22 protein-coding genes are annotated in these 23,139 nt (G+C 66.5%); 9 read left to right on the forward strand and 13 right to left on the reverse strand.

Features of this window, described 5'->3' with window-relative positions:
* The first annotated feature begins 174 nt into the window (after positions 1-174).
* Both R2676_RS18885 and R2676_RS18890 read left to right on the forward strand, forming a co-directional pair.
* Positions 175-915 (forward strand): hypothetical protein, encoded by a 741-nt coding sequence (locus R2676_RS18885; protein WP_206274032.1) that lies wholly within the window; start codon positions 175-177, stop codon positions 913-915.
* A gap of 121 nt (positions 916-1,036) precedes the next feature.
* Positions 1,037-1,207: a hypothetical protein gene (locus R2676_RS18890; RefSeq protein ID WP_004634685.1), complete on the forward strand. Its 171-nt coding sequence runs from the start codon at positions 1,037-1,039 to the stop codon at positions 1,205-1,207.
* A gap of 22 nt (positions 1,208-1,229) precedes the next feature.
* Here R2676_RS18890 and R2676_RS18895 read toward each other — a convergent pair whose 3' ends face one another.
* The 6 genes from R2676_RS18895 to hemA all read right to left on the reverse strand — a co-directional run bounded on the left by R2676_RS18895 (position 1,230) and on the right by hemA (position 6,300).
* On the reverse strand, positions 1,230-1,853 hold the full coding sequence (locus R2676_RS18895) for a UbiX family flavin prenyltransferase (RefSeq protein WP_316857371.1): 624 nt from the start codon (positions 1,851-1,853) through the stop codon (positions 1,230-1,232).
* Positions 1,854-1,872: 19 nt separating this feature from the next.
* Entirely contained in the window at positions 1,873-2,184 is a 312-nt protein-coding gene (gene grxD / locus R2676_RS18900) for a Grx4 family monothiol glutaredoxin (RefSeq protein ID WP_009241977.1), read from the reverse strand.
* Positions 2,185-2,252: 68 nt separating this feature from the next.
* Positions 2,253-3,155 carry a peptide chain release factor N(5)-glutamine methyltransferase gene (gene prmC, locus R2676_RS18905; protein WP_206274031.1) on the reverse strand — a complete coding sequence of 301 codons (903 nt, stop codon included), beginning with the start codon at positions 3,153-3,155 and terminating at the stop codon, positions 2,253-2,255.
* A 97-nt stretch (positions 3,156-3,252) separates the two neighbouring features.
* On the reverse strand, positions 3,253-3,621 hold the full coding sequence (locus R2676_RS18910; protein WP_009241979.1) for a hypothetical protein: 369 nt from the start codon (positions 3,619-3,621) through the stop codon (positions 3,253-3,255).
* Between the two features lie 179 nt (positions 3,622-3,800).
* Positions 3,801-4,883: a peptide chain release factor 1 gene (prfA, locus tag R2676_RS18915; RefSeq protein ID WP_206274030.1), complete on the reverse strand. Its 1,083-nt coding sequence runs from the start codon at positions 4,881-4,883 to the stop codon at positions 3,801-3,803.
* 109 nt (positions 4,884-4,992) lie between these two features.
* Positions 4,993-6,300, reverse strand: coding sequence for a glutamyl-tRNA reductase (hemA, locus tag R2676_RS18920; protein ID WP_206274029.1), 1,308 nt, complete (start codon positions 6,298-6,300; stop codon positions 4,993-4,995).
* Positions 6,301-6,531: 231 nt separating this feature from the next.
* On the opposite strand from hemA, the gene R2676_RS18925 reads away from it, so the two are divergent.
* Positions 6,532-6,774 carry a GlsB/YeaQ/YmgE family stress response membrane protein gene (locus R2676_RS18925; protein ID WP_206274028.1) on the forward strand — a complete coding sequence of 81 codons (243 nt, stop codon included), beginning with the start codon at positions 6,532-6,534 and terminating at the stop codon, positions 6,772-6,774.
* A 31-nt stretch (positions 6,775-6,805) separates the two neighbouring features.
* Here the strand turns inward: R2676_RS18925 and R2676_RS18930 are convergent, their stop codons facing one another.
* From R2676_RS18930 to ychF, 4 genes are all read right to left on the reverse strand, one after another.
* A complete protein-coding gene (locus R2676_RS18930) occupies positions 6,806-8,764 on the reverse strand; it encodes a hybrid sensor histidine kinase/response regulator (protein WP_206274027.1) in 1,959 nt (652 codons plus the stop codon).
* Between the two features lie 25 nt (positions 8,765-8,789).
* Positions 8,790-9,257, reverse strand: a complete 468-nt coding sequence (locus R2676_RS18935) for a response regulator (RefSeq protein WP_024972795.1) — start codon at positions 9,255-9,257, stop codon at positions 8,790-8,792.
* Between the two features lie 26 nt (positions 9,258-9,283).
* Positions 9,284-11,572, reverse strand: coding sequence for an ATP-binding protein (locus R2676_RS18940; protein ID WP_206274146.1), 2,289 nt, complete (start codon positions 11,570-11,572; stop codon positions 9,284-9,286).
* A 314-nt stretch (positions 11,573-11,886) separates the two neighbouring features.
* A complete protein-coding gene (gene ychF, locus R2676_RS18945; RefSeq protein ID WP_206274026.1) occupies positions 11,887-12,981 on the reverse strand; it encodes a redox-regulated ATPase YchF in 1,095 nt (364 codons plus the stop codon).
* Positions 12,982-13,392: 411 nt separating this feature from the next.
* On the opposite strand from ychF, the gene R2676_RS18950 reads away from it, so the two are divergent.
* Positions 13,393-13,770: a flagellar protein FliT gene (locus R2676_RS18950; protein WP_027680187.1), complete on the forward strand. Its 378-nt coding sequence runs from the start codon at positions 13,393-13,395 to the stop codon at positions 13,768-13,770.
* Positions 13,771-13,801: 31 nt separating this feature from the next.
* Here R2676_RS18950 and R2676_RS18955 read toward each other — a convergent pair whose 3' ends face one another.
* The 3 genes from R2676_RS18955 to R2676_RS18965 are packed head-to-tail and all read right to left on the reverse strand — an operon-like array spanning position 13,802 to position 15,041.
* Entirely contained in the window at positions 13,802-14,275 is a 474-nt protein-coding gene (locus tag R2676_RS18955; protein ID WP_206274025.1) for a lytic transglycosylase domain-containing protein, read from the reverse strand.
* Between the two features lie 24 nt (positions 14,276-14,299).
* Positions 14,300-14,641 carry a hypothetical protein gene (locus R2676_RS18960; protein ID WP_206274024.1) on the reverse strand — a complete coding sequence of 114 codons (342 nt, stop codon included), beginning with the start codon at positions 14,639-14,641 and terminating at the stop codon, positions 14,300-14,302.
* 10 nt (positions 14,642-14,651) lie between these two features.
* Positions 14,652-15,041 (reverse strand): hypothetical protein, encoded by a 390-nt coding sequence (locus R2676_RS18965; protein ID WP_206274023.1) that lies wholly within the window; start codon positions 15,039-15,041, stop codon positions 14,652-14,654.
* A gap of 363 nt (positions 15,042-15,404) precedes the next feature.
* Between R2676_RS18965 and R2676_RS18970 the strand changes: the two genes are divergently transcribed.
* The 5 genes from R2676_RS18970 to R2676_RS18990 all read left to right on the forward strand — a co-directional run bounded on the left by R2676_RS18970 (position 15,405) and on the right by R2676_RS18990 (position 22,747).
* Positions 15,405-16,700 (forward strand): UbiH/UbiF family hydroxylase, encoded by a 1,296-nt coding sequence (locus R2676_RS18970; RefSeq protein WP_206274022.1) that lies wholly within the window; start codon positions 15,405-15,407, stop codon positions 16,698-16,700.
* 46 nt (positions 16,701-16,746) lie between these two features.
* Positions 16,747-17,493, forward strand: coding sequence for a DsbC family protein (locus R2676_RS18975; protein ID WP_009241994.1), 747 nt, complete (start codon positions 16,747-16,749; stop codon positions 17,491-17,493).
* A 78-nt stretch (positions 17,494-17,571) separates the two neighbouring features.
* Positions 17,572-18,588 carry an acrylyl-CoA reductase (NADPH) gene (acuI, locus tag R2676_RS18980; protein WP_206274021.1) on the forward strand — a complete coding sequence of 339 codons (1,017 nt, stop codon included), beginning with the start codon at positions 17,572-17,574 and terminating at the stop codon, positions 18,586-18,588.
* Positions 18,589-18,655: 67 nt separating this feature from the next.
* Entirely contained in the window at positions 18,656-20,518 is a 1,863-nt protein-coding gene (locus R2676_RS18985; RefSeq protein ID WP_206274145.1) for a M61 family metallopeptidase, read from the forward strand.
* Positions 20,519-20,530: 12 nt separating this feature from the next.
* Positions 20,531-22,747, forward strand: coding sequence for an FUSC family protein (locus tag R2676_RS18990; RefSeq protein ID WP_206274020.1), 2,217 nt, complete (start codon positions 20,531-20,533; stop codon positions 22,745-22,747).
* The last annotated feature ends 392 nt before the right edge of the window (positions 22,748-23,139 follow it).

Here is a 23,139-nt window from a genome sequence, read left to right on the forward strand (position 1 = left end):
GCATCCGGCAGGTATCCGTGTCAAATGGCGTGTAACCAGGCGGTTTCGAGCGCCTCAGCCATTCGGTTGAGGGGAACGCAGGCCGCCTGCCGGCAGTCAGACCCGCTTTCCCGTGCGCCGGGATCCCCGCGTGGCACACTTCCGGCTCTTTTCTCAATGCTCACTGGAGTTCGCATGACCTGCTGGACGCGACGCGCCACTGCAACTGCTGCGCTTGCCATCTCGACCGCGTTGCTCGCGCCCGTGGCGTTTGCCGCACCCGCAGCCAAGGCGGCCCCCAAGGCCGCAGCACCCGCCAAGGCGGTGCGCGACCCTGGCGGCGTGGCGGTGCTGCTCGATGCCTTTCCGCTCGGCAAGCCGCTGCGCAAGCTGCCGTCATGCGAAGACGTACGCGCCAATGGCGGCAAGGACGTCGCCGAATACTGCTCCGACGCTCTGGAATCGCATGGCCGCACCCGATCGCTCGGGATACCGCAGGCATGGCGCCCGGAGCTGATGGATGGCCCGCAGGCCGTGGTGCTGATCGACCAGGACGGCAACATCGCCGGCATGTTCGTGCCCACGCGCGGCGTGGAGACCGAGCAGCGCGTCTTCCAGGCCCTGTCCGACCGATACGGCAAGCCCGCGCAGGAAGGCAAGGCGCCGCTCAAGCTGAAGTCCGGCAAGACGGTCGATTCGCTGCGCGCGCGCTGGGCGGCCCATCAGACGGTCATCACGATGTATGCGATTCCGGAAGAGCCGCAGAACGGCACCGTGGAATTCCTCTGGGCGCCGCGCGCGGGGGCCGTCATGGACCAAATGCGTGCCGAAGTCGATCCGAACGCATCCAAACCGGCTGCGACATCCGGTGTGTCGGCTTCGGCTCCCGCCGCGGCAGCGCAGCCACCCGCCGGCAAACCAACGCCTAAGCAGTGAACTTACGGACACGCGTTCGTAGTGTTCGGTTACACGGCTTACACCCGCATGACGCCGGCGTCGCCCGCACCGGCTTATAACGTCCACATGGCCTCACTCGCGGGGCCGAAGGACGCTAATCATGAAAATCGTGGCTCTGGCCTTGTTGGCCGCGACGCTTGGGGGTTGTGCCGTGTATCCGGCACCAGTGGCTGTGGCGCCTGCGCCGGTCTATGCGGCACCGGCTTATCCCGCCTACTACGGCGGCTATTGGGGTGGACCGTCGGTGTACTTCAATTACCACCACCGTTGATTGGCGGTCGGCTGATCGGCGCTTAGTCCGCTGAACGCAAGCCCGGCCAGCCGGGCGCCAACGTCTGCGGCAGGCCCAGCAGGTCCAATACGCGCCCGATGGTGTGGTCGACCAGGTCGTCGATCGTCTTGGGGCGCTGGTAAAAGCCCGGCACGGGCGGGAACACGATTCCGCCCATCTCCGTGACCGCCGTCATGTTGCGCAGATGCGCCAGATTCAACGGCGTTTCGCGCACCATCAGGATGAGGCGGCGGCGCTCCTTGAGCGTGACATCGGCCGCGCGGGCAATGAGGTTGTCCGACAGGCCGTGCGCGACGGCCGCCAGCGTCTTCATCGAGCAAGGTGCCACCACCATCGCTTCGGCAGCAAAGGAACCGCTTGCGATGGTGGCGCCGATATCGCGCACGTTATGCACGACGTGCGCCAGCGCTTCCACTTCTTCGCGCGCCATGTGCAGCTCGTGCTGCACGTTCATCAGCCCTGCGGGCGACATCAGCAGGTGCGATTCCACGCCCGCTGATTCACGCAGGCCCTGCAGAACCTGCAGCAGCCGCACCCCGTAAATCGCGCCCGAAGCGCCCGTGATCGCCACGATGATGCGGCGCACGGGTGGCGTTTGGGCGGTGGCGTTCGGGGTCTGGGTCACGCTGAAACGAGAACGCAGCTCAGGCAGCCAGCAGCGGTTGCAGTTCGCCGCTCTGGTACATCTCCATCATGATGTCCGAGCCGCCGATGAACTCGCCCTTGATATACAGCTGCGGAATGGTCGGCCAGTTGGCGTAGTCCTTGATGCCCTGGCGGATTTCGTCGTCTTCCAGCACGTTGACGGTGTGCGGACGGTCCACGCCGCAGGCCTTCAGGATCTGGATGGCGCGGCCCGAAAAGCCGCACATCGGGAATTGCGCGGTGCCCTTCATGAAGAGGACGACGGGGTGGCCTTTGACGATCTGGTCGATCTTTTCGTGCGTGGTGCTCATGGGGAGACTCGATTGGGTGAGGGGCGGCAGCTGGGTTGCGGAGCTGCCATCCACATTGGAAAACCCGTCTATTTTAGCGAGGAACGCGCCCCGGCGTTTTGCCCCAGCCATTGCCCGCCGCTGCAGCGGTCGTGGCCGGCCAGATCCTGTGCGGTAAAGACGTTGGCGAAGCCGGCGCCGTTCAGTAGCGCACGCACCGGCTCGCCCTGGTCGTAGCCGTGCTCGAGCAGCAGCCAGCCCTCGGCGTTCAGCCGCGCAGGCGCTCCGGCGACGATGCTGCGCAGGTGGCGCAGGCCGTCATCGTGGTCGGTGAGGGCGCTGGCGGGTTCGAAACGCAGGTCGCCCTGATCGAGATGCGCGTCAGTGGCAGCGATATACGGCGGATTGCTGGCGATCAGGTCGAAGGCGGGAGGCGCATCGGCATCGGCCAGCGCGCCATACCAGTCACCCAGCGCAGTCCGGACGTTGCTGGCGCCGAGCGCCTTGGCGTTGTCGATCGCCACGGCCAGTGCATCGGCGGAGGCATCGGTGGCCCATACGCGCGCGTCGCACCGCGCCAGCGCAATCGTGATGGCGATGATGCCGCTGCCCGTGCCCATGTCCAGCACCGCCGGCGCATCGCGTTCTTCCAGGCGGTCCAGCGCTTGTTCGACCAGCAATTCGGTGTCGGGGCGGGGGATCAGCACGGCGGGCGTCACCTTGAAGGCGCGCCCAAAGAATTCACGTTCACCCAGCAGATACGCCATCGGCTCGCCGGCCAGGCGCCGCGCCGCAAGTTCGCTGATGCGCGCACGCGCGGCCACGTCGATGGCGCAGGTGTCTTGCGTGATGAGTTGCACGCGCGACAGGCCCGTCACGTGCGAGACCAGCATGCGTGCTTCCAGTGCGGGCAGGCCGGCACGGGCCAGCGCTGTCAGCGCATCGGCCACGCGAGCAAGGGTTTCGGGCGGAATGACGGGGGAAGACGACACGGCAACAGACCAGCAGCGAAGATCGGGCGCACAAAATAACACGGGCCCGGCCGATGTGGCGCGGGCCCGCGAGCGGGTCGGTGACGTGGAGCCGTGCTTACTGCTTGGTCGCGTCCTTGACCTTGTTGGCGGCTTCCTTGGTGGCGTCAGCCGTCTTGTCTGCCGCAACCTTCGCCGCGTCGGCCGTCTTGTCGGCCGCGGTCTTGGCGGCCTCCTTGGCCTGCGCCAGCGCGCCCGAAGCGGAGACCTGCGCGTCAGAAGCCGCTTGCGACAGTTCCACCTTGGCGGCGTCCGCGGCCTTGGTCACGGCGGTGCCGGCGTTGTCGAGCGCCTGTTTGGCGGCGTCCTTCGATTGTTCCATCGCGCTCTTGGCGGCCTGGTCGGTGGCGTCGTCTTTCTTGCCGCAGGCGGCCAGGCCGAGTGCGAGGGTGGTAGCGACGGTAATGGCCAGCAGTTGGGTACGCATTGCGATTCTCCTAATCGTGATGTTGCCGCGCTTGTTGGTGAGTGCGCCGGATGCGACCGGCGATGCACTCGGCGTGATCGAGATCGATTATAGGAACGCGAGGCCGGCCTGCCATCGCGCAAAGCTGTATCAAACGCAAGTGAATGTTACGGAGAGGGCGCTTTTTAACGATTGGGCGCTCAGGCGTCTTCACCCAGGGCCGCAAGCTGCTCGGCTTGGTGCTCCGCCGCCAAGGCCCCGACGAGTTCATCGATGTCGCCGTCCATGATCGCGTCGATCTTGTACAGCGTCAGGTTGATGCGGTGATCGGTCACGCGGCCTTGCGGGAAGTTGTACGTGCGGATGCGATCGGAGCGGTCGCCCGAGCCGATCAGGCTCTTGCGCGCGCTGGCCTCCTTGGCTTGCGCCTCGCGCTCCTGGCGATCCTTCAGGCGCGCGGCCAGGACTTGCATGGCGCGGTCCTTGTTGCGGTGCTGGCTGCGGTCGTCCTGGCACTCCACCACCAGGCCGGTCGGCAGGTGCGTGATGCGCACGGCCGAATCCGTCTTGTTGATGTGCTGGCCGCCCGCGCCCGACGCGCGGAACGTATCGATGCGCAGATCGGCCGGATTGATCTGGATGTCGGCCAGCGCGTCGGCCTCCGGCATGATCGCCACGGTGCAGGCCGACGTGTGGATGCGTCCCTGCGCCTCCGTGGCCGGCACGCGCTGCACGCGGTGGCCGCCCGATTCGAACTTCAGGCGCGAGTACGCACCTTCGCCTACCAGCCGCGCAATCACTTCCTTGTAGCCGCCCAGGTCCGACGGCGATTCGCTCACGATCTCCACCTGCCAGCGCTGCCGTTCGGCGTAACGCGTGTACATGCGCAGGAGGTCGCCGGCAAAGAGCGCGGATTCGTCGCCGCCTGTGCCGGCACGGATTTCCACGAAGATGTTGCGATGGTCGTTCGGGTCTTTGGGCAGCAGCAGGCGTTGCAGCTCCCCTTCGAGCGATTCCATCCGCTCGCGCGCCGCGCGGAGTTCCTCCTCCGCAAACGCCTTCATGTCCGGATCGGCCGCCAGCTCCTGCGCGGTGGCGATGTCTTCCTCGGCCTGCTTCCACGCGGCAAATTGCGCGACCACGGGCTCCAGCTCGGCGTGTTCGCGCGTGAGCTTGCGGTATTGGTCGAGGTTCGCGGTGGCGTCTTCACGCGCAAGCAGCGCGTTGATTTCGACGATGCGCTCGGCCAGTTGGTCGAGCTTGGACAGCATGCTGGGCTTCATTCGGGCAGTCGCGGAGGGAAACGCTGGAAGCGAAGGCGGCGCATGATACCGCGCCAGACGTTGCGCGCCCGTCGTGAAAACATGCGGCGCGCGTGCGATGCGCTGGCCGCTAGCGCTCGGAGTGGCTGGACTGGCGGAACAGCGCCGGCAGCAGGTCGATGAGTTGTTCGCGGCCTTCGCCCTGCGCGTGGTTGAGCGCATGCGTGGGGCCGTGGAGGAATTTCTTGGTCAGCGCCTGCGACAGCGCTTCGAGCACCTGCGCCGGATCGTCGCCACGCGCGAGCATGCGCTGAGCGCGTTCCAGTTCACCCTGGCGCAGCGTTTCAGCCTGCGCGTGCAGATCGCGGATGATGGGCACCACGCTGCGCGCATCGAGCCAGTGCATGAAGTTCAGCACGCGCGTTTCGATAATGGCCTCGGCCTGGGCCACGGCAGCCTGCCGCAGCGCGTTGCCTTCGCGCACGATGGCGCCCAGGTCGTCCACGGTGTAGAGGAACACGTCGGACAGGCGTGCGACTTCAGGTTCGATGTCGCGCGGCACGGCCAGGTCGACCATGAACATCGGGCGGTGGCGGCGCTGCTTGATGGCACGCTCCACGGCGCCCAGGCCGATGATGGGCAGCGTGCTGGCGGTGCACGAGACGACGATGTCGAACTCGGCAAGCTTGGTCGGCAGTTCAGCCAGACGCACGGCGCGGGCATTCAGGCCCTGGTTCGACAGCGATTCGGCCAGCTTCTCACCGCGTTCCAGCGTGCGGTTGGCGATCACCACCTCGCGCGGCGTCTGCGCGGCGAAGTGCGTGGCGCACAGCTCGATCATCTCGCCGGCGCCGATGAACAGGACGCGCTGATCCGCAATCGATTCGAAGATGCGTTGCGCCAGGCGCACGGCGGCGGCGGCCATCGACACGGAATGCGCGCCGATCTCCGTCGTGCCGCGCACTTCCTTGGCCACGGCAAAGGTGCGCTGGAACAGCTGATTCAGGTACGTGCCCAGGGCGCCCGCCTCGGTGGCGGTGCGCACAGCGTCTTTCATCTGGCCGAGGATCTGCGTCTCGCCGAGCACCATCGAGTCGAGCCCGCTGGCCACGCGAAACGCGTGACGTACCGCCAGCGACTGGCCGAGCGAATACACATGGGGCGCGAGTTCGCCGGCGTCGATGTTGTGGTGCTGCGCCAGCCAGCGAATCGCATGCTCGTGCGCGGTCTGCTCGGGCAGGTTGCCGTCGGTCGCGCAGTAGATTTCGGTGCGATTGCAGGTGGACAGAATGGCGGCTTCGGCCGTGCTGCGGAGGTGCGGCAGATGCTGGCGCAGCGTGCCCAGTGCGGGCTTGAGCTGCTCGAGCGGAAACGCCACCTTCTCGCGCAGGGAAAGCGGCGCAGTGTGGTGGTTGATTCCGAGCGTCAGCAACTGCATGTGGGGCGGCCGGTTAAGGAACGGCACGAATTTTGAGCACTCTGGATTATAACGCCCGGCCCCCCGATGAGCAGGAGGCAGGTCAAATCTGGTGATATGTGTGGACGAATGTCGATTATTCGTCACGTAACAGGCAGTGCGTCCATGCGGCCTTCTCCATGGCCTTCTGCCCCGTCCTGCGCTAAGGTACGCGTCCAGTTGAATCGCTCAAGGGCAAGACGGAGAACAGGCATGGGGTGGATCGGGCCGCTGTGGATCGGGCTGGCGGTGGGCGTGGCGGCGCGTTGGCTGCATCCCACAGGCAAACGCTTGGGTTGGCTCCCTGCGCTGGTGACGGGTGGGATTGGCGCGTCGCTCGGCTACTACAGCGGCCAATTCGCGCACCTGTATGCGGATGGCCAGATCATGGCGTGGACGGCCGCCGTGGTGGGCGCCATGCTGCTGCCTGCGGCATGGGGCCTGGTGCGCCGCTAGGGCAACTGCCACTGCGGCATTCTGGCGCGGCTCAGCTTGCGTCCACGCCGGCGGTTCGCGCATCGCGCGCGGCCAGATAGCCCGCCAGGAGCGTCTCCAGCCGCTTGAAATCCACTGGTTTGGTCAGGTGATCCGTAAAGCCCGCGTCACGGCAACGGGCGATATCGTCTTCCATGCCGTAGCCGGTGATTGCGATCGACGGGGCGGCTTGCCTCTCGGCGAATACGCGCACCACGTCCAGGCCGCTGCCGTCCGGCAGACCAATATCGCTGATCAGCAGATCGAACGCGCCAGACTCCGCGGCTTGCATGGCCGTGCGCGCGCCATTGGCAACGGTGACGCTGTGGCCAAGGATCTCCAGCATCTGCGACATGGCTTCGGCCGTATCGGTGTTGTCCTCTACCAGCAGCACATGGAGGCCGCGCGTCGGCTGCTTGCGCGGCATGGGCGGGGAAGGGGGTGTCTCGGGTTGCGCCATCTCGGTTGCCAGCGGCAGGGTGAGCGTGAACGTGGCGCCCTCGTGGCGGCCGGCGCTCTCGGCAATCAATGAACCTTCGTGCTTCTGCACCAGCGCATAGGCAATCGCCAGGCCCAGGCCGAGCCCGCCGAAACGCTGCGTGATCGATGCATCGGCCTGTTCGAACGCCGAGAAGATGCGCGGCAGCGCTTCGGGTTCGATGCCGATGCCGTTGTCCTTCACGGACACAGCAACGGCAGAGGGCGACGGGTTCCAGACCCGCACCTCGATGGCGCCGCCTTCGGGCGTGAACTTGACCGCGTTGCGCACGAGGTTCCAGATCACTTGCTGGATGCGCGCCCCGTCGGCATACAGTCGGCTGCGGCCCGCCTCGAAGCGCGTCTTGAGCGACAGCCGCTTGGCCTGCATGTCGTTGCGCGACATCTCCAGCGTGCTTTCCAGCAGCGGATACAGGTCGACCAGCGCAAAGCTCACCGCCAGCTTGCCGCGCGCAATGCCGGTGATGTCGAGCAGGTCGTCGATCAGGCGCGCTTCCAGCTCGGCATTGCGGCGCACGACTTCGAGCTGCGCGACCACATACGCCGGCAGATCCTGACGCATTTCCAGCAGATGCACGGCGGTCAGGATGGGCGTGAGCGGCGTGCGCAACTCGTGCGACAGCACGGCAAGGAAGTGGTCCTTGGCGTGATTGGCGGTCTCGGCTTCTTCCTTCGCGCGGCGCAGGGCGTCGGCCGCGATGCGCTCTTCGGTGGAGTCGCGGATGATCTTCGAGAAGCCGACCAGTTGCCCCGTCTCGTTGTGGATGGCCGTGACCACGCTCGATGCGTAGAACGGCGTGCCGTCCTTGCGCAGCATCCAGCGGTCGTCGGTGAGGCTGCCTTCGCGGCGCACGCGTTCGAGCTTGCGCTGGAATTCGCCCGCCTCGCGCGCGGCCTGCGGATACAGAATCTCCGCCGATTTGCCGAGGATGTCTTCACGCGCATAACCAAGAATGCTGCGCGACGCCGCGTTCCACGTGCGCACGATGCCCTGCGGGTCGAGCGAGAGCACCGCGTGCTCCTTGAGCGCGTTGATCAGCAGGCGGAAGTGCGTTTCCGCTTCGCGCAGCGCGGCTTCGGCGGCGATGCGCTGACGGCGTTCGGCCGCTTCGGCCAGCGCCCGCAGCAGCACCACGGGCAGGCGCTGCAAGCGCTGCTTGATGACGTAATCGGTGGCGCCGCGCTTGAGCATGTCGACCGCGTGCTCCTCGCCCAGCGCACCCGATACGAAGATGAACGGCGTTTGCGGCGCCATGCGGCGCGCGATGTCGAGCGCCTCCGCCCCCGTGAACTGCGGGAGCATGTAATCGGCCAGGATGGCGTCGAAGGTGCGCGCGCTGAGTTGGGCGATGAAGTCCGTCTCGTTGTCGACCAGCGTCGTGTCGGCTGGCAGGTTGGCGGTTTCGAGCCGTGCGCGGGTGAGTTCCGCGTCGAGCGGATTGTCTTCGACCAGCAGCAATTGCAGATTGGGCATGGGGGCGGATGCTCCGGATGGGCGGTTAGCTCGCCGGCAGCAACGTGCGGCGTGCCCGCGTGGAGCCGGGCGGCGGTTCGTTGAGCACTGCCCAGAATACGCCCAGGTCGGCAATCGCGTCGACAAACGCCCGGAACTCCACCGGCTTGACCACGTAGGCGTTGACGCCGAGTTCGTAGCTGCGCAGCAGGTCCGTTTCTTCGCGCGACGAGGTCAGCATGACCACCGGCAGGCTCTTGAGCGCGGGCGTTGCGCGGATCTCCGCCAGCACTTCCAGCCCGTCGACCTTCGGCAGCTTCAGGTCGAGCAACACCACGGCCGGATTACCGGGCACGCGCTGCGCGTAGAGATTGCGCGCGTGCAGGTAATCCAATGCTTCGGCGCCGTCCCGGGTGACGACCACATCGTTGGCGAGCTGGCTGCGCTCCAGCGCCAGCAGCGTCAGCTCGAGGTCGTTCGGATTGTCTTCGACGAGCAGGATGGGTTTGAGCATGGTGACAATGAACGTAGAAAGAACGATCAGGCATCGCGGGTCGCGGGCGAGCGGAGGCCGGCTCCGGATGCCGCCAGCGGGTCGGGCGAGCGCGGCAGCGCAAAGTAGAACGTCGCGCCGCGATCAAGCTCGCCCTCGGCCCAGGTGCGGCCGCCATGGCGATCGATGATGCGCCGCACATTGGCCAGGCCGATGCCGGTGCCCTCGAACTCGTCCATGCGATGCAGCCGCTGGAATACACCGAACAGCTTGGCCACGTACTCCATGGAGAAGCCGACGCCGTTGTCGGCAATGCGCACGATGGTTTCGGTGTCGGTCTGTTCGGCGTCGATATGGATGCGCGCCGGATCACGGTCACGCGTGTATTTGACGGCGTTGGAAAGCAGGTTGCGCATCGCCAGTTGCAGGAACGCCGGGTCGGCGCGCACCACCGGCAACGCGGCGATATTCCATTCGATATGGCGGCGGCCCTGGTCCACCGTCAGGTCGCGCACCACGCCGCGTACGAGCTGTGCGAGGTCGACATCGGTCAGGTGCAGCGCGCCGCGGCCCATCTGCGAGAAGGTGAGCAGATCGTCGACCAGCTTGCCCGCAAAGCGCGACGACTCCGAGATCGTCTGCAGAAAGTGCCGCCCGCGCTCGGAGACGTGTTGGCCCTCCATCTCGTCGAGCAGTTCGGCGTAGCCGGCGATATGGCGCAGCGGCGCGCGCAAGTCGTGCGATACGGAATACGAAAACGCTTCGAGTTCGTGGTTGGCGCGGCGCAGCTCGCTGGTCAACTCCGCGGCTTCTTCGGCGCGGCGCAGCACGATGTTCAACACGGCGTAGCGGAACTCCGCGGCGGTTTCCACCTCGCTGGTGCGCCACGGGCGCGAAGTGTGCGCGATGTGCTGCTGCCAGTGGCGTGTGCGGCCCAGCATGTTGCGGCTGTCGTGGTCGACGGCTGCGTCCGGCGCGTCGCCCGCCCAGCGCACGGTCTGCGGCGTTTCGGGGCGGAACCACAGCACGTAGTGGCGATGCAGCTGCGAAACCTGCACAGCCAGCACGCCGCTGGCCTGCGGCAGCAGCGCGGCGCCGTCCGGATAAGTGCTGGCCAGCCGGTCGGTGTGGAAGACCTCGCCGGGGCGTTCCTTGGCAAGCCATTCGGTCAGCCGCAGGATGCTGGCCTCGTCCGGCGCCGCGCCGATGCGCACACACTCGCCCTGACGCACGATGGCCGCGCCGCTGGCTGACGCAAAGCCCAGCAGATCGGCGGGGTGCTCGAGCAGGCCTTCGTGGAAATGGTCCCGGTCGGCCATCGCCGCCAGCAGGCGTACCAGGATGCGTCGCAGTTCCAGGCGGTGCGCGATCTCTGCGCGGTCTTCCTTGGCTTCGATCTGCAGCGACAGAATCTGCGCCAGGTGTTCGCACGCCGCGCGCACTTCGAACGACAGCGAACACGGCGTGGCATGGTGACAGACGATCAATCCCCAGAGATCGCCGCGCACGGTCAGCGCCAGCGTGAGCGAGGCCCGTGCGCCCATGCCGCGCATGGTTTCGCGCTGTGCTTCGGACGCGGCGCGCAGGGCTGCGTAGGCCAGATCGGTCGCCCGTCCGCTGGACGGATGCAGCGGCGGCACCAGACCGACGGGCGTGTCGTCGACGTCCGCCACCAGACGCAACGGGTTGTGGCTATACAGACTGCGCAATTCCGGCGTCATGCCGGCGCCACGCAGGTGTGTGCCGGCCAAGGTGTCGTAGGCGGCGTCACGCGCTTCGGCGAGTGCCTGGAGGGAGCCATCGCTGTCGATCCGGTAGATCGTGACGCGGCCAAAATCCGTGAGGCGGCGAACCTCGCGCGCGGCCACGTCCGTCAGCGCATCGACCGTGTTGACGGCCTGCAGGCTGGCGACGAACGTGCGCACCAGCGGGTACATCGACGCAAACGCGCCGTCAGCCGCATGCACGGCGGGCTCCAGCTCCAGGATCAGCGTGCCCTTGTGCCGGTGCACCACCGCGTCGAGCGCGTGCCCGTGCGGCGTCTGCAGCGTGCCGATATAGAGCGGATGGCCGTCGATGCTGTGCGTAGCCAGGGCGCGCTCCAGCACCTCACGGCCTGCGCTGCCGGTCACACGTTCGACGGGCCCTTCCAGCGCGGAGGCCAGCGGTATCCCCAGCGCAGTCTCCAGGTTTTCGCTGACCTGATGGATGCACAGATCGGGTTCGGACAAGCACAGCAACACACCGCGCGACTGGATGGCAGCGTTGCTGCCGATGCCGGGCGAGGCGTCGATGTCGTCAACTGCAGACAAGGGCGGGGGCGATTGCGAACTCATGGCGTTGGGCGAGTGCGCCGTCCCAAGTGCCTCGGCTGAACGTGCCAAGCGGGAGCGGCGGGCTGCCCCGGGCGTCGGGCCTGCCGGGGTTCAGCGTATCCGCCGTGGGCTACGCAACCGGCGTGCCAGAGACGCGAAAATGGCGCAGTCACGCCCGTTGGCGACCATCAAAGTCGCCTGGCCGATTTCGCCCGCGTGTAAAAAAGTGATGCTGGGCCGCCTCAACCTTACAACCGCGGGGCCACATTTTCAGGCGCGCGGCCATGAAAAAAGCCCCGCAGGCGACGCGGGGCTTTTCGGGACCCAGTGCGGGGTCAGACGTTGAACAGGAAGTGCAGCACATCGCCGTCCTTGACGATGTATTCCTTGCCTTCGGCGCGCATCTTGCCGGCTTCCTTGGCACCTTGTTCGCCCTTGTATTGGATGAAATCCTCGTACGAAATGGTTTGGGCGCGGATGAAGCCGCGTTCGAAGTCGGTGTGGATGGCGGCCGCGGCGCGCGGGGCCGTGTCGCCGATGTGGATCGTCCAGGCGCGCACTTCCTTCACGCCGGCGGTGAAGTAGGTTTGCAGGCCGAGCAGCTTGAAGGCCGCGCGGATCACGCGGTTCAGGCCCGGCTCTTCCATGCCGATGTCGGCCAGGAATTCAGCCTTGTCGGCGTCATCGAGATCGGCGATTTCGGCTTCGATGGCGGCGCACACGGCCACCACCGGCGAATTCGTCTGCGCAGCGTAGTTGCGCACGGCGTCCAGGTGCGGGTTGTTTTCGAAACCGTCTTCGCGCACGTTGGCCACGTACATGGTCGGCTTGGCGGTGATCAGGCACAGCGGCTTGAGCGTCGCCCACTCGTCTTCGGTCAGGTTCAGGCCACGCACGGGCTTGGCTTCGTCCAGCACCTTCTGTGCTTTTTCCAGCACGGCGACCAGCTTGGCGGCTTCCTTGTCGTTGCCCGACTTGGCGGCCTTGGTGTAGCGCTGCAGCGCCTTTTCCACCGTACCCAGGTCAGCGAGGGCCAGTTCGGTGTTGATGACTTCGATGTCGGCGATCGGGTCGACCTTGCCGGCGACGTGGATCACGTTGTCATCTTCGAAACAGCGCACCACGTGCGTGATGGCATCCGTCTCGCGGATGTTGGCGAGGAACTGGTTGCCCAGGCCTTCACCCTTGGAGGCGCCCGCCACCAGGCCCGCAATGTCGACGAACTCGACCACCGCCGGCAACACGCGCTCGGGCTTGACGATGTCGGCCAGCGCCTGGAGGCGAGCGTCCGGCACTTCCACCACGCCGACGTTGGGCTCGATCGTGCAGAACGGGTAGTTCTCGGCGGCGATGCCGGCTTTGGTCAGGGCATTGAACAGGGTCGACTTACCGACGTTCGGCAGACCGACGATGCCGCATTGGAGGCTCATGGTGAAAAAGGCTCTGAATCAAGGGGTTGCGTGACGCGGGAGGAGGCGGCAGCACAGTGGAATCCGGGCTGTGCGCGTCGTTCACGGAAAGGCGTGATTGTAACCGCTCCGGGTGCGTTCTCGCCCCGGAATGAAAGCGCATTCGGTCGGGCAAGGCGCTCGGCGGCTCGCGGTGTGAGGGCGTTACGGCCCCGTTACGCGTTACGTTCCAGAAACGTAACAACTTCGCACCGAGCGGCTGTTTTTCAGGCCTGCGATGCCCGCCGACGGACCCGCTCCGTATCCTGCGAACCCAAGCCAGCAAAGGCTTTGGCGGCATTTCCGGGCGGGTGGGAGACGGCTCGGCGCCGGCCGGGCATGCCTATTGCACTGGCTTGCTCCAAACAACAACGTTTGACTCTGGAGCACAGCATGTCCTGGACCGTCGCCACCGCCGCCCGCCCGATCCATACGGTTTCCGACAGCGCCGGCCTGTTCGCGTGCTACGAGGCCATCGCGAGCCTGTCCGAAGACATGGTGGATGCTGCAGAACGCGGCGACTGGGACGAAGTGAGCTTGCTCGAGCGCGAATGCGCGGCCCACATGGAGCGCCTTGGCCACGGTCTGCGCCCGGCCTTGTCCCAGGAAGAGGTGCAGCGCAAGCGCGACCTGATGATGCGCATCCTGGCCAACGACGCCCGCGTGCGTGCGCTGGTCTGCCCGCGTCAGGATGAACTGATGCGCCTGGTCAGCGGCGAGCGCCGCGCCATCGGCGCACGTCAGGCCTACGCCGCTGTCTCGTACTACTGAGCGGCAGCCCGGTTCCGGGGCCGGACCCGATTCAGCGGTCGGCCCGCAATTCCCCCCACGACATCAGCACCCGCTGGATGCTCCGCGCATAGGCGTCGCGGTGGACGGGCGTCTCGGAGTGATAGGCGCCGATGGCCCGCCACGTGTTTCCATGGCGAACCATTTTTTGCTTGAGCAGCCAGGCCGCCACGAACACGTTGACGCAGGCGTCGGTCAGCGCATGGCGCGGCACGCCGTAGCGCGCCAGCGTGCCGAAGTGGATCGAGTTGATCTGCGCCTGGCCAATGTCGACCGAGCCATCGGCGTTGCGGTGGATGGCGCCCGGGTCGCCCTTCGATTCAAACCACACGATCGCGCGCAGCACCGTCGGGTTGACGCCCTGATAGGCACCGGCCTGTTCGAAGCAATCGCCTGACGCCGCGTGCGCCGCCACGCTGGAAGCCGCCAGCAAGAGTGCCGCGGCAAGGCGGCGCCAGTTCAACCAAAGAAGGCGGGCGAGGGGCATGGCAGCTCCGGCGGCAATCGTGGATTACTTCTGCAGGGCCACTTCAAGCTGACGCTCGATGCCGGCCAGATACGTGTGCGAGGCCTCCGACACCACCATGCGCGGCACGGGCTCGGTTGCCTTGCGCCACTGCGTGGTCACAACCTTGCGCTTGCCGCCGCGCGTGTGTGCCGCGGGCTGGGGCTCGATTTCGCCGCTACCGCCGCCGGGCGGCAGCATCGCCAGCGAGGGCAGGGGCGGATAGACGCGGTCGGGCGCCGCGGCCGTCGCCGGCATCAGTGCATCGGGCGGGGCGGCAAAAGCCGAGGCGGCCGGGGCGCTCAGCAGGCCGACGGTGAGCGGGAAGAGCAGATGGGTCATACGCATGACGTTCCTCTTAGTCCTGCGTGCGGATCGTCACGCTGTAGGGCTGGCTGGCGCTGACGGTCAGGTTTTCCAGGCGCACGTAGCTGGCGCGCTGGGCCGGCACGCCGTTCCACAGGGCCTGATTCAGATAGCGGAAATCCTGGGCCAGCGCGGCCACCTGGATCGTCGCCGGTCGTTTTTGCGCAGCGGCGAGCGCGCCCGCCTTGGTCAGCACGGCGGTCAGTTGCGGGTCATGCGCGCCCAAGGCATCCGGCGGGATGGCGAAGGTCATGACTTCGCCCGTGGGCGCGGTGCGGGCCACGGGGGCGGGCGTCTGGGCGGGCATTTGCGCACAGCCGGCCAGTGCCAGCAGCGCGGCCAGCATCAGCGATACGGCGGAGCGTTCGGAAAAAGTCCACATGGCGATGAGAAATGCGTGGATCGGACCCGCACTGTATCGGCGGGGCACGCCCATCAAAACGTCGAATTACCCCGCTTTTATCGTCCATCCTGGCGGATGACTTGAGTGCCTGCCCGAAGGTGTAAATGGCGTCACATCAAGGGTTTGCAGACAGGAGACGTGCTTGGCACATTTGCGGCGCAGGTGGCACATAGGCGCCCGAATGTGCGCAGGACGCATCAGCGATTCAAAGCGCCTTATTGACCTCTTTTTGGCTTGGTAGGCGTAAACACCGAGCCCGGAGGTAGCGGCGCTTGTATCCCGCGCGACACTTTTGCGCGCCCGCAAGGCCGCAACACCCCCCGCCGCTATAATCGGCCCACCATGAATACACCCGCGTTTTCCTCTTCCAAGGCGGCTTCCCGGGAGGCTGCGCCCTACCACTTGGCCGTGGTGGGCGGCGGCATCGTCGGGCGTGCCTGCGCCCTGCGGCTGGCGCAGATCGGCTTGCGCATCGCGCATATTGCACCGCTCGCGCCCGCCGCCGCGCCCGCCGGGCCGGACGCCTGGGACGCGCGTGTCTACGCGTTCTCGTCCAGCTCCCAGGCGCTGCTGGACCAGTTGCGCATCTGGCCGGCGCTCGACATGACGCGCGTGCAGCCGGTGCACGACATGCGCATCTTCGGCGACGACGCTGCCGCGCGCGGCGAGCACGCCCACCCCGACCTGCACTTTTCCGCCTACGCAGCCGGCACGCCGCAACTGGCGTGGATTGCCGAATCCTCTCTGGTCGAGCGCGCCCTGGAAACGGCGCTGCGCTTTGCCCACACGGTGCAGACGTTCCCGCATGCCGCCACCGGTTTCGAAATGGAAGCCGACGCCGTGCGGCTGACGCTGGCGGACGGGCAGACGATCCGCGCGGAATGCGTGATCGGCGCCGACGGCAAGCATTCGTGGGTGCGCGAGCAGGCCGGTATCCAGGCCGAAGCGAAGCCGTATCGTCAGCTTGGCGTGGTCGCCAACTTCCAGGCCGAACACTGGCATCAGGACACCGCGTGGCAATGGTTCCTCGGTGCCTCCGCCGAGCAGGCGGCCGCCACGGATGACGCCGCCCCGGTACGCGGCGAGATTCTCGCGATGCTGCCGCTGCCCGATCGGCGCGTGTCGATGGTGTGGTCTGCCAGCGAGGACCACGCCCGCGAATTGCTCGCGCTGTCGCCGGAGGCGCTGTGCCGCGCGGTGGAAGCCGCAGCGGGTGGCGCCATCGCCGCACGTTTCGGGCGCCTGTCGAACATCACGCCTGCGCAGGGTTTCCCTCTCGTGCTGCAACACGCCAGCCGGGCGGTCGCGCCGCGCGTGGCGCTGGTAGGCGATGCGGCCCATGTGATCCATCCGCTGGCCGGGCAGGGCATGAACCTCGGGCTGCGGGATGTGTCCGAAATCGGTCGCGTGATGGCGGAACGTGAAACCATGCGCGATCATGGCGATCTGAGGTTGCTGCGCCGTTACGAACGTGCCCGCCGCGAAGATCTGCTTTCGCTCACGGCCGCCACGGACGGTCTGCACAAACTGTTCGCCCTGCCGGGCGCGCTGCCCCGCACGGTACGCAACGCGGGGATGCGCATGGTGGGCATGACGCCATTTATCAAACGCTTGTTGATCAAGCACGCACTCGGCTGAGGCCATCTCAGCGGATTTGTGGTTTTTCGGGGTTCCAGGAGTCGTTATGTCGTTTCGTATTCGGGTGGCGGCCATCGCCTCTGCGGTGGCAGTGGCAGCCATTGGCGCGGGCTATGTATTGAGCGCCGGTGCCGCCGAGCCCGCCTTGGACAAGGTCAAGGCCACCGTGCAGAAGGCCCTGGGCCCGAACGTGGAGATCAAGAGCGTCACCAAGTCGCCGCTGGCCGGCCTGTACGAAATTAACCTTGGCAGCCAGGTCGTCTACAGCGACGCCACCGGCCGCTACGTGCTCAACGGCGACCTGCTCGACACGCAGACCGCCACCAACCTCACACAAGAGCGCCTGGCCGAGCTGAACCGCGTGAAGTGGTCCGACTTGCCGCTGGACCGCGCCGTGAAGTGGGTCAAGGGCAACGGCGCACGCAAGATCGCCGTGTTCTCCGATCCGAACTGCCCGTACTGCCACAAGCTGGAGCAGATGCTCACGCAAGTCGACAACGTCACCGTCTACACCTTCCTGTTCCCGATCCTGTCGGAAGACTCGAACACCAAGGCCAAGCAGATCTGGTGCTCGGCCGACCGCGCCAAGGCATGGCGTGACTGGATGACCGCCAAGACCGCCCCGGGCGGCGCCGGCACCTGCGATACGCCGCTCGAGGCCAACCTGAAGCTCGGCCAGCAGCTGAACGTGACCGGCACGCCTGCCATCATCTTCCCGGATGGCTCGCGGGCGCCGGGCCTGATCGATGCGGCCACGCTGGAGCGCAAGTTCGCCGCGCTCAAGAAGTCGTAATTCGCACGAAGGAAGCGCCGGTCGATCCGGCGCTTTTTCTTTGGGCGCTTGCATTCACCTCACCTTCGGAGACTTGGCATGTCGTTTCGCGCGCTGATGCTGGAAAAGCAGGATGGCGGGCCCCTGGCCCACATCGTCGACCTCGATGACGCAGCGTTGTCCACACCCGAAGCGCTGGCCAACGACGTGACCGCCGGCGACGTGCTGATCCGCGTGGACTGGTCGACCATCAATTACAAGGACGGCCTGGCCATCACCGGCAAAGGCCCGGTCGTGCGCAAGTGGCCGATGGTGGCCGGTATCGACGGCGCGGGCGTCGTGCTCGATTCGTCGCATCCGGATTGGCGGACCGGCGATGCGGTCGTGCTCAACGGCTGGGGCGTCGGCGAGACGCACTGGGGTTGTCTTGCCCAGCAGGCGCGGCTTTCCGGCGATTGGCTGGTCGCATTGCCGGCGGGGCTCGACGCGCGGCAGGCCATGGCGATCGGCACGGCGGGCTACACGGCGATGCTGTCCGTGCTGGCGCTGGAGCGTGCCGGCGTGAAACCCGGCGACGGCGAAGTCCTGGTGACGGGCGCCTCGGGCGGTGTGGGCTCGATCGCCATCGCGCTGCTCGGCAAGCTGGGCTATAGCGTGGTGGCGTCGACCGGCAAGACGAACGAGGCCGACTTCCTGCAGGCGCTGGGCGCGGCGGATGTCGTCGACCGCGCCGAGCTTGCCGCCCCGGGCAAGCCATTGCAGAAGGAACGTTGGGCAGCGGTGGTCGATTCGGTGGGCTCGCACACGCTGGTCAACGCCTGCGCACAGGTGCGCTATGGCGGCGTGGTCACGGCGTGCGGGCTGGCGCAGGGCATGGATTTTCCGGCCACGGTGGCGCCGTTCATCCTGCGTGGCGTGACGCTGTGCGGCATCGACAGCGTGATGGCCCCGCGCGCGCTGCGCCAGACCGCGTGGCAGCGTCTGGCCGCCGATCTGCTGCCCGATCGCCTCGCTGCCATCACGCGCGAAGTGACGCTGTCGGAGGCCATCGACGCCGCCCACGACATCATGGCCGGCAAGATGCGCGGGCGCGTCGTGGTCGACGTCAACCGATAGGCTGGCAGGCTGATTTGCGGACGATTTGCCATCGGCAGCGTGGGACGGCAACGCTACAATGTCCGCCATGAAGCCGATCCGCTACACCATCGCCCCCGCCGCGCCCGAGGCGCACGTTTTCACCGTCACCGTTACGGTTGACGCGCCCGATGCCCAGGGCCAGCGCTTTTCGCTGCCGGCGTGGATTCCGGGCAGCTACATGATCCGCGAGTTCGCGCGCAACATCGTGCGGATCGAGGCGTCGTCCGCCCACAGGCCGGTGCGCCTGACCAAGGTCGACAAGCACACGTGGTGGGCCGCACCGTGCACCGGGCCGCTGACGATTTCCTACGACGTCTATGCGTGGGACTTGTCGGTGCGTGCCGCGCATCTGGATGCCACGCACGGCTTCTTCAACGGTACGTCGGTGTTCCTGCGTGTGGAAGGCGCGGATGACCAGCGTTGCCTGGTCGACATCCAGCCGCCGGCCGGAGACGCCTACCGCGGCTGGCGTGTCGCCACCGCGCTGCGCGAAGCGAGCGGCCGCGTCCAGGGCAAGGCCGGCGCCAAGCGCTACGGTTTTGGCTGGTACGAAGCGGCCAATTACGATGAGCTGATCGACCATCCTGTCGAGATGGGCACGTTCGAGCTGGTGTCGTTCGAAGCCTGCGGCGCACAGCACGACGCCGTCTTTACCGGCCGTGTGCCGAACCTCGATCTGGAACGCATCGCCCGCGATTTCAAGCGCATCTGCGAAGCGCAGATCCGCCTGTTCGAGCCGCAGACCGCTACGGCGCCGTTCCTCGACAGCAACCGCCGCTACGTCTTCATGACGATGGTCACCACCGACGGCTATGGCGGCCTGGAACACCGCGCCAGCACCGCATTGATGTGTGCGCGCGCCGATCTGCCCGTCACTGGCCGCGATGAAACCACCGAGGGCTATCGCACCTTCCTGGGCCTCGTCAGCCACGAGTATTTCCACACCTGGAACGTCAAGCGCATCAAGCCGGCCACCTTCGTGCCGTACGCGCTCGACCGCGAGGTGCACACGCCGCTGCTGTGGCTGTTTGAAGGGTTCACGAGCTACTACGACGACCTGATGCTGGTGCGCTCGGGCCTGATCTCCGAAGCGCAGTATCTGGAGATGCTCGGCAAGACGTGGAACGGCGTGCTGCGCGGCAGCGGCCGCCTCAAGCAGAGCGTGGCCGAAAGCTCGTTCGATGCCTGGACGAAGTACTACCGCCAGGATGAGAACGCGCCCAACGCCATCGTCAGCTACTACACCAAGGGCTCGCTGGTGGCGCTGGCGCTGGACCTGACGATCCGCACCCAGACCCACGGCGAACGTTCGCTCGACGACGTGATGCGTGCCCTGTGGGTAACGTACGGCCGCGACTTCTACGCCGCCGGCCACGCGCAGCGCGGTGTGACCGAAGCCGGGCTCATCACCCTGATGGAAGAGACCACCGGTGTGCGCCTGCGCACGCTGGTCCGCCAGTTGACCGAGGGGCGTGACGACCCGCCGCTGCCGGCGCTGTTCAAGGCGATGGGCGTGAGCGCCACGCGCAAGGCGGCAGACCCCGCGCTTGCACTGGGCGTCAAGACCGGCACCGAGAACGGCTACGTCAAGCTGCAGCAGGTGTTTGACGGCAGCCCGGCGCAGCAAGGCGGTCTGTCTGCCGGCGACCTCGTCGTCGCGCTGGACGGCCTGCGTGTGCCGACCGGCCAGCTCGACAAGATGCTCGCGCGCCACCGCGCCGGCGACACCGTCCCCGTGCACGTGTTCCGCCGCGACGAACTGATGCAGCTCGACGTCACGCTGGCTGCGGATGCCACGCCGCAGTTCACGCTGGCGCTCGCGTCCGAGCCCTCGCCGTTGCGCTCGGCATGGCTGGGCAAACGGGCAGCGGCGCGCAGCACGCGTGCGGCACGCGGCAAGTCAGCCTGACGCCGTAGCCCGATGGACTACGTCCACGATCCACGCACGTTCCTCTACAGTCATTACGTCTCGCGCGGCATCCGTACTGCCACCGGCGTGATCGGCCTGACGCTGCTCGCGCTGCTCGTGATGGACCTGCAGGGCGCGATGGTGGTGTCGATCGGCGCGCTGTGCACGAGCCTCATGGATTTGCCCAGCCCGCTGCGGCACAAGTTCAACGAGATGATGGCGTGCGTGCTGCTGACGACGGCCGTCACGTTTCTCGTGGCGGTGGCAACGCCGTACGCGATCCTGCCGGCAGTGATCGTGGTGGTGAGCTTCCTGGCGGGGCTCATGGTGGCGTACGGCAACAAGACGATGCCGCTGCAGTTTGCGGCGCTCTTCGTCATGACGCTCACGTTCACCGAGGAATTCGCCTTCCGCGAAGCCGTGGAGCACACGCTGCAGTTCTTCCTCGGCGCCATCGGCTACATGGCGTTTGCGATGGCGGTGGCGTGGGGCCAGCGCCGCCGCATCAAAGAGCAGGTGTTGGCCGAATGCCTCTACGAACTGGCCGTCTACGTGGAACGCAAGGCCGGCTTCTACGACGCCTCCAAGGATTTCGACGAGCAGTTCAATGCGCTCGTGCGCCAGCAGATTTCGGTGGCCGACAAGCAGCAGGTGGCGCGCGATTTCGTCTTCCGCGACAACCGCACCGCCAGCGATGGCCGTCTCGTGCAGATCCACATGCGGATGCTCGACATCTACGAGTATTTGCTGTCGTCCAATACCGACTACCCGCTGCTGCGCCAGTGGCTGGCCGACGCCGAGGTGATGCGTCTGCTGCGCGACGTGATTGAACGCATGCGCATGGACATCGAAGGCGTGGCCTATGCCGTCGGCCGTGACCGGCCGTCGCCCACGCCGCTGTCGTACGACCGCGAAGTGGCCGCCATTGAAGACGCGTTGCACGAACTGCAGCAGAACCATCACGGCGTGCCGATGGAGGCGATTGCCGCGCTCGAAGAGTCGGTGGCGACGGTGCGGGGCGCGATCCGCCTCATGGCGCAGCTGCACGCTGCCACCGCCACGCCGGTCGAGCTGTCGCAGGTGCTGCTGCGCCCCGACATGACGCCGTTTCTCACGCGCCAGAAATACGAGTTGCGGCTGGTGCTGGAAGAGCTGACGTGGCGCTCGCCCGTGCTGCGCTTTGCGCTGCGCATTTCCATGGCCGTGGCGGCGGGGCTGTGGATTGCCGACCATCTGCCGTATAGCTCGCACGGCTACTGGGTCTTGCTGACCATCGTCGTGATCCTTAAGCCGACGTTCAGCATGACGCGCCAGCGCAACTTCGACCGGGTGCTCGGCACGCTGATCGGCTGCGTGATCGCAGCGGTGATCCTGCGCTTCACCCATTCGACGTGGATCCTGATGGGCGTGCTGTACCTGTCGACGGCCGCCAGCGCCGCGTTCGTGACCGTGCGCTACCGCTACACGGCCATTGCGGCGTGCGTGCAGGTGCTCATCCAGATCAACCTGCTGTTGCCCGGCAGCAAGGGCGCCATTGGCGAACGCCTGGTCGACACGCTGATCGGCGCGGCCATCGCCACCGCGTTCAGCTACGTCCTGCCGAGCTGGGAATACCGCAACCTGCCCAAGCTGGTGGACGACGTGCTGCGCACCAACCGCCGCTTTATCGAAGCCGCGCGCGACTTGCTGCTCGGCACGCTCAAGGACGACTTCGCCTATCGCGTGCAGCGCAAGCAGTTCATGGAATCGCTGACCGGGCTCATCGCTGCCTTTGCGCGCATGCTCGACGAGCCCAAGAGCCGGCACCGCGCCGTCGACAACCTGAACCGCTTCATCGTGCAGAACTACCTCGTGGCGGCGCACGTCGCGGCGGTGCGCATTCTTGTGCGGCAACGCGCGCAGGAACTGGACGAGGCCGATACGCGGGCGCTGGTCGAGCAAACGGCAGAAGCCGCGCTCGAAAGCCTGACGCGCGCCAAGGAGCGCTTCGACCAGGCCGTCCATGAAGGCGGCTGGGGCGTGCGCCCGCGCGACACGCAGGAGCTGGGCGCGGCCGACTTCGCCGATCAGTCGGCACGCTCGCGCATGGTCGACGCTGCGGCCGAATCGGAATCGCTGTCGGCGATGCACCTGCTGGAGCGCCGCCTGCAGGCGCTGCGGGCCGATACATCGAAGATCGCTTTGCGCTGCGGCGCGCTCGGGCGTGCGCTGCGTATGTCGAAGGACTAGCGCGGCCGGGCTGAGCCTCGAACCGTCGACGACGGGGCTCAAAGAGCCGAAGTCCAGCGACAGACAGTCGAAATCCAGCGTTTAAGCGTCAAAGGTCAGCCTCAGAGGGCCGAAGTCGAGGCTCGGAGCGCCGTCGATGGGTCTTGAAGACTCAAACGCGTGTCGAAAAAAGTCGAATTTGAGCCTCAGAGAGTCGCGCGCGACCCTCAGACAGTCGAAGACGACCTTCGGAGCGTCAACGTTGGGCCTCGGAGAGCCGAAGAGTCGGACCTCAGAGAGCCGAAGTCGGGACTTAGAGAGTGGAGATCGGGTCTCGGAGAGTCAAAGCTGGGCCTGCGAGAGTCAAGCTTGAGTCATGGAGCGCCGAACTCGGCCCTCAGACAGTCAAAGCC

Origin of the sequence: Ralstonia flatus, assembly GCF_958439105.1 — a bacterium.
Classification (GTDB): Bacteria; Pseudomonadota; Gammaproteobacteria; order Burkholderiales; family Burkholderiaceae; genus Ralstonia; species Ralstonia flatus.

Excerpts from the sequence above, each read along its gene's own strand:
- R2676_RS18950 (WP_027680187.1), top strand. The coding sequence starts at position 13,393 with ATGTCCTGGACCGTCGCCACCGCCGCCCGCCCGATCCATACGGTTTCC.
- R2676_RS18935 (WP_024972795.1), bottom strand. The coding sequence starts at position 9,257 with ATGCTCAAACCCATCCTGCTCGTCGAAGACAATCCGAACGACCTCGAG.
- R2676_RS18890 (WP_004634685.1), top strand. The coding sequence starts at position 1,037 with ATGAAAATCGTGGCTCTGGCCTTGTTGGCCGCGACGCTTGGGGGTTGT.
- R2676_RS18990 (WP_206274020.1), top strand. The coding sequence starts at position 20,531 with ATGGACTACGTCCACGATCCACGCACGTTCCTCTACAGTCATTACGTC.
- R2676_RS18975 (WP_009241994.1), top strand. The coding sequence starts at position 16,747 with ATGTCGTTTCGTATTCGGGTGGCGGCCATCGCCTCTGCGGTGGCAGTG.
- R2676_RS18965 (WP_206274023.1), bottom strand. The coding sequence starts at position 15,041 with ATGTGGACTTTTTCCGAACGCTCCGCCGTATCGCTGATGCTGGCCGCG.
- R2676_RS18885 (WP_206274032.1), top strand. The coding sequence starts at position 175 with ATGACCTGCTGGACGCGACGCGCCACTGCAACTGCTGCGCTTGCCATC.
- hemA (WP_206274029.1), bottom strand. The coding sequence starts at position 6,300 with ATGCAGTTGCTGACGCTCGGAATCAACCACCACACTGCGCCGCTTTCC.
- grxD (WP_009241977.1), bottom strand. The coding sequence starts at position 2,184 with ATGAGCACCACGCACGAAAAGATCGACCAGATCGTCAAAGGCCACCCC.
- R2676_RS18940 (WP_206274146.1), bottom strand. The coding sequence starts at position 11,572 with ATGAGTTCGCAATCGCCCCCGCCCTTGTCTGCAGTTGACGACATCGAC.
- prfA (WP_206274030.1), bottom strand. The coding sequence starts at position 4,883 with ATGAAGCCCAGCATGCTGTCCAAGCTCGACCAACTGGCCGAGCGCATC.
- R2676_RS18910 (WP_009241979.1), bottom strand. The coding sequence starts at position 3,621 with ATGCGTACCCAACTGCTGGCCATTACCGTCGCTACCACCCTCGCACTC.
- R2676_RS18985 (WP_206274145.1), top strand. The coding sequence starts at position 18,656 with ATGAAGCCGATCCGCTACACCATCGCCCCCGCCGCGCCCGAGGCGCAC.
- R2676_RS18960 (WP_206274024.1), bottom strand. The coding sequence starts at position 14,641 with ATGCGTATGACCCATCTGCTCTTCCCGCTCACCGTCGGCCTGCTGAGC.
- ychF (WP_206274026.1), bottom strand. The coding sequence starts at position 12,981 with ATGAGCCTCCAATGCGGCATCGTCGGTCTGCCGAACGTCGGTAAGTCG.
- R2676_RS18955 (WP_206274025.1), bottom strand. The coding sequence starts at position 14,275 with ATGCCCCTCGCCCGCCTTCTTTGGTTGAACTGGCGCCGCCTTGCCGCG.
- R2676_RS18925 (WP_206274028.1), top strand. The coding sequence starts at position 6,532 with ATGGGGTGGATCGGGCCGCTGTGGATCGGGCTGGCGGTGGGCGTGGCG.
- acuI (WP_206274021.1), top strand. The coding sequence starts at position 17,572 with ATGTCGTTTCGCGCGCTGATGCTGGAAAAGCAGGATGGCGGGCCCCTG.
- R2676_RS18970 (WP_206274022.1), top strand. The coding sequence starts at position 15,405 with ATGAATACACCCGCGTTTTCCTCTTCCAAGGCGGCTTCCCGGGAGGCT.
- R2676_RS18930 (WP_206274027.1), bottom strand. The coding sequence starts at position 8,764 with ATGCCCAATCTGCAATTGCTGCTGGTCGAAGACAATCCGCTCGACGCG.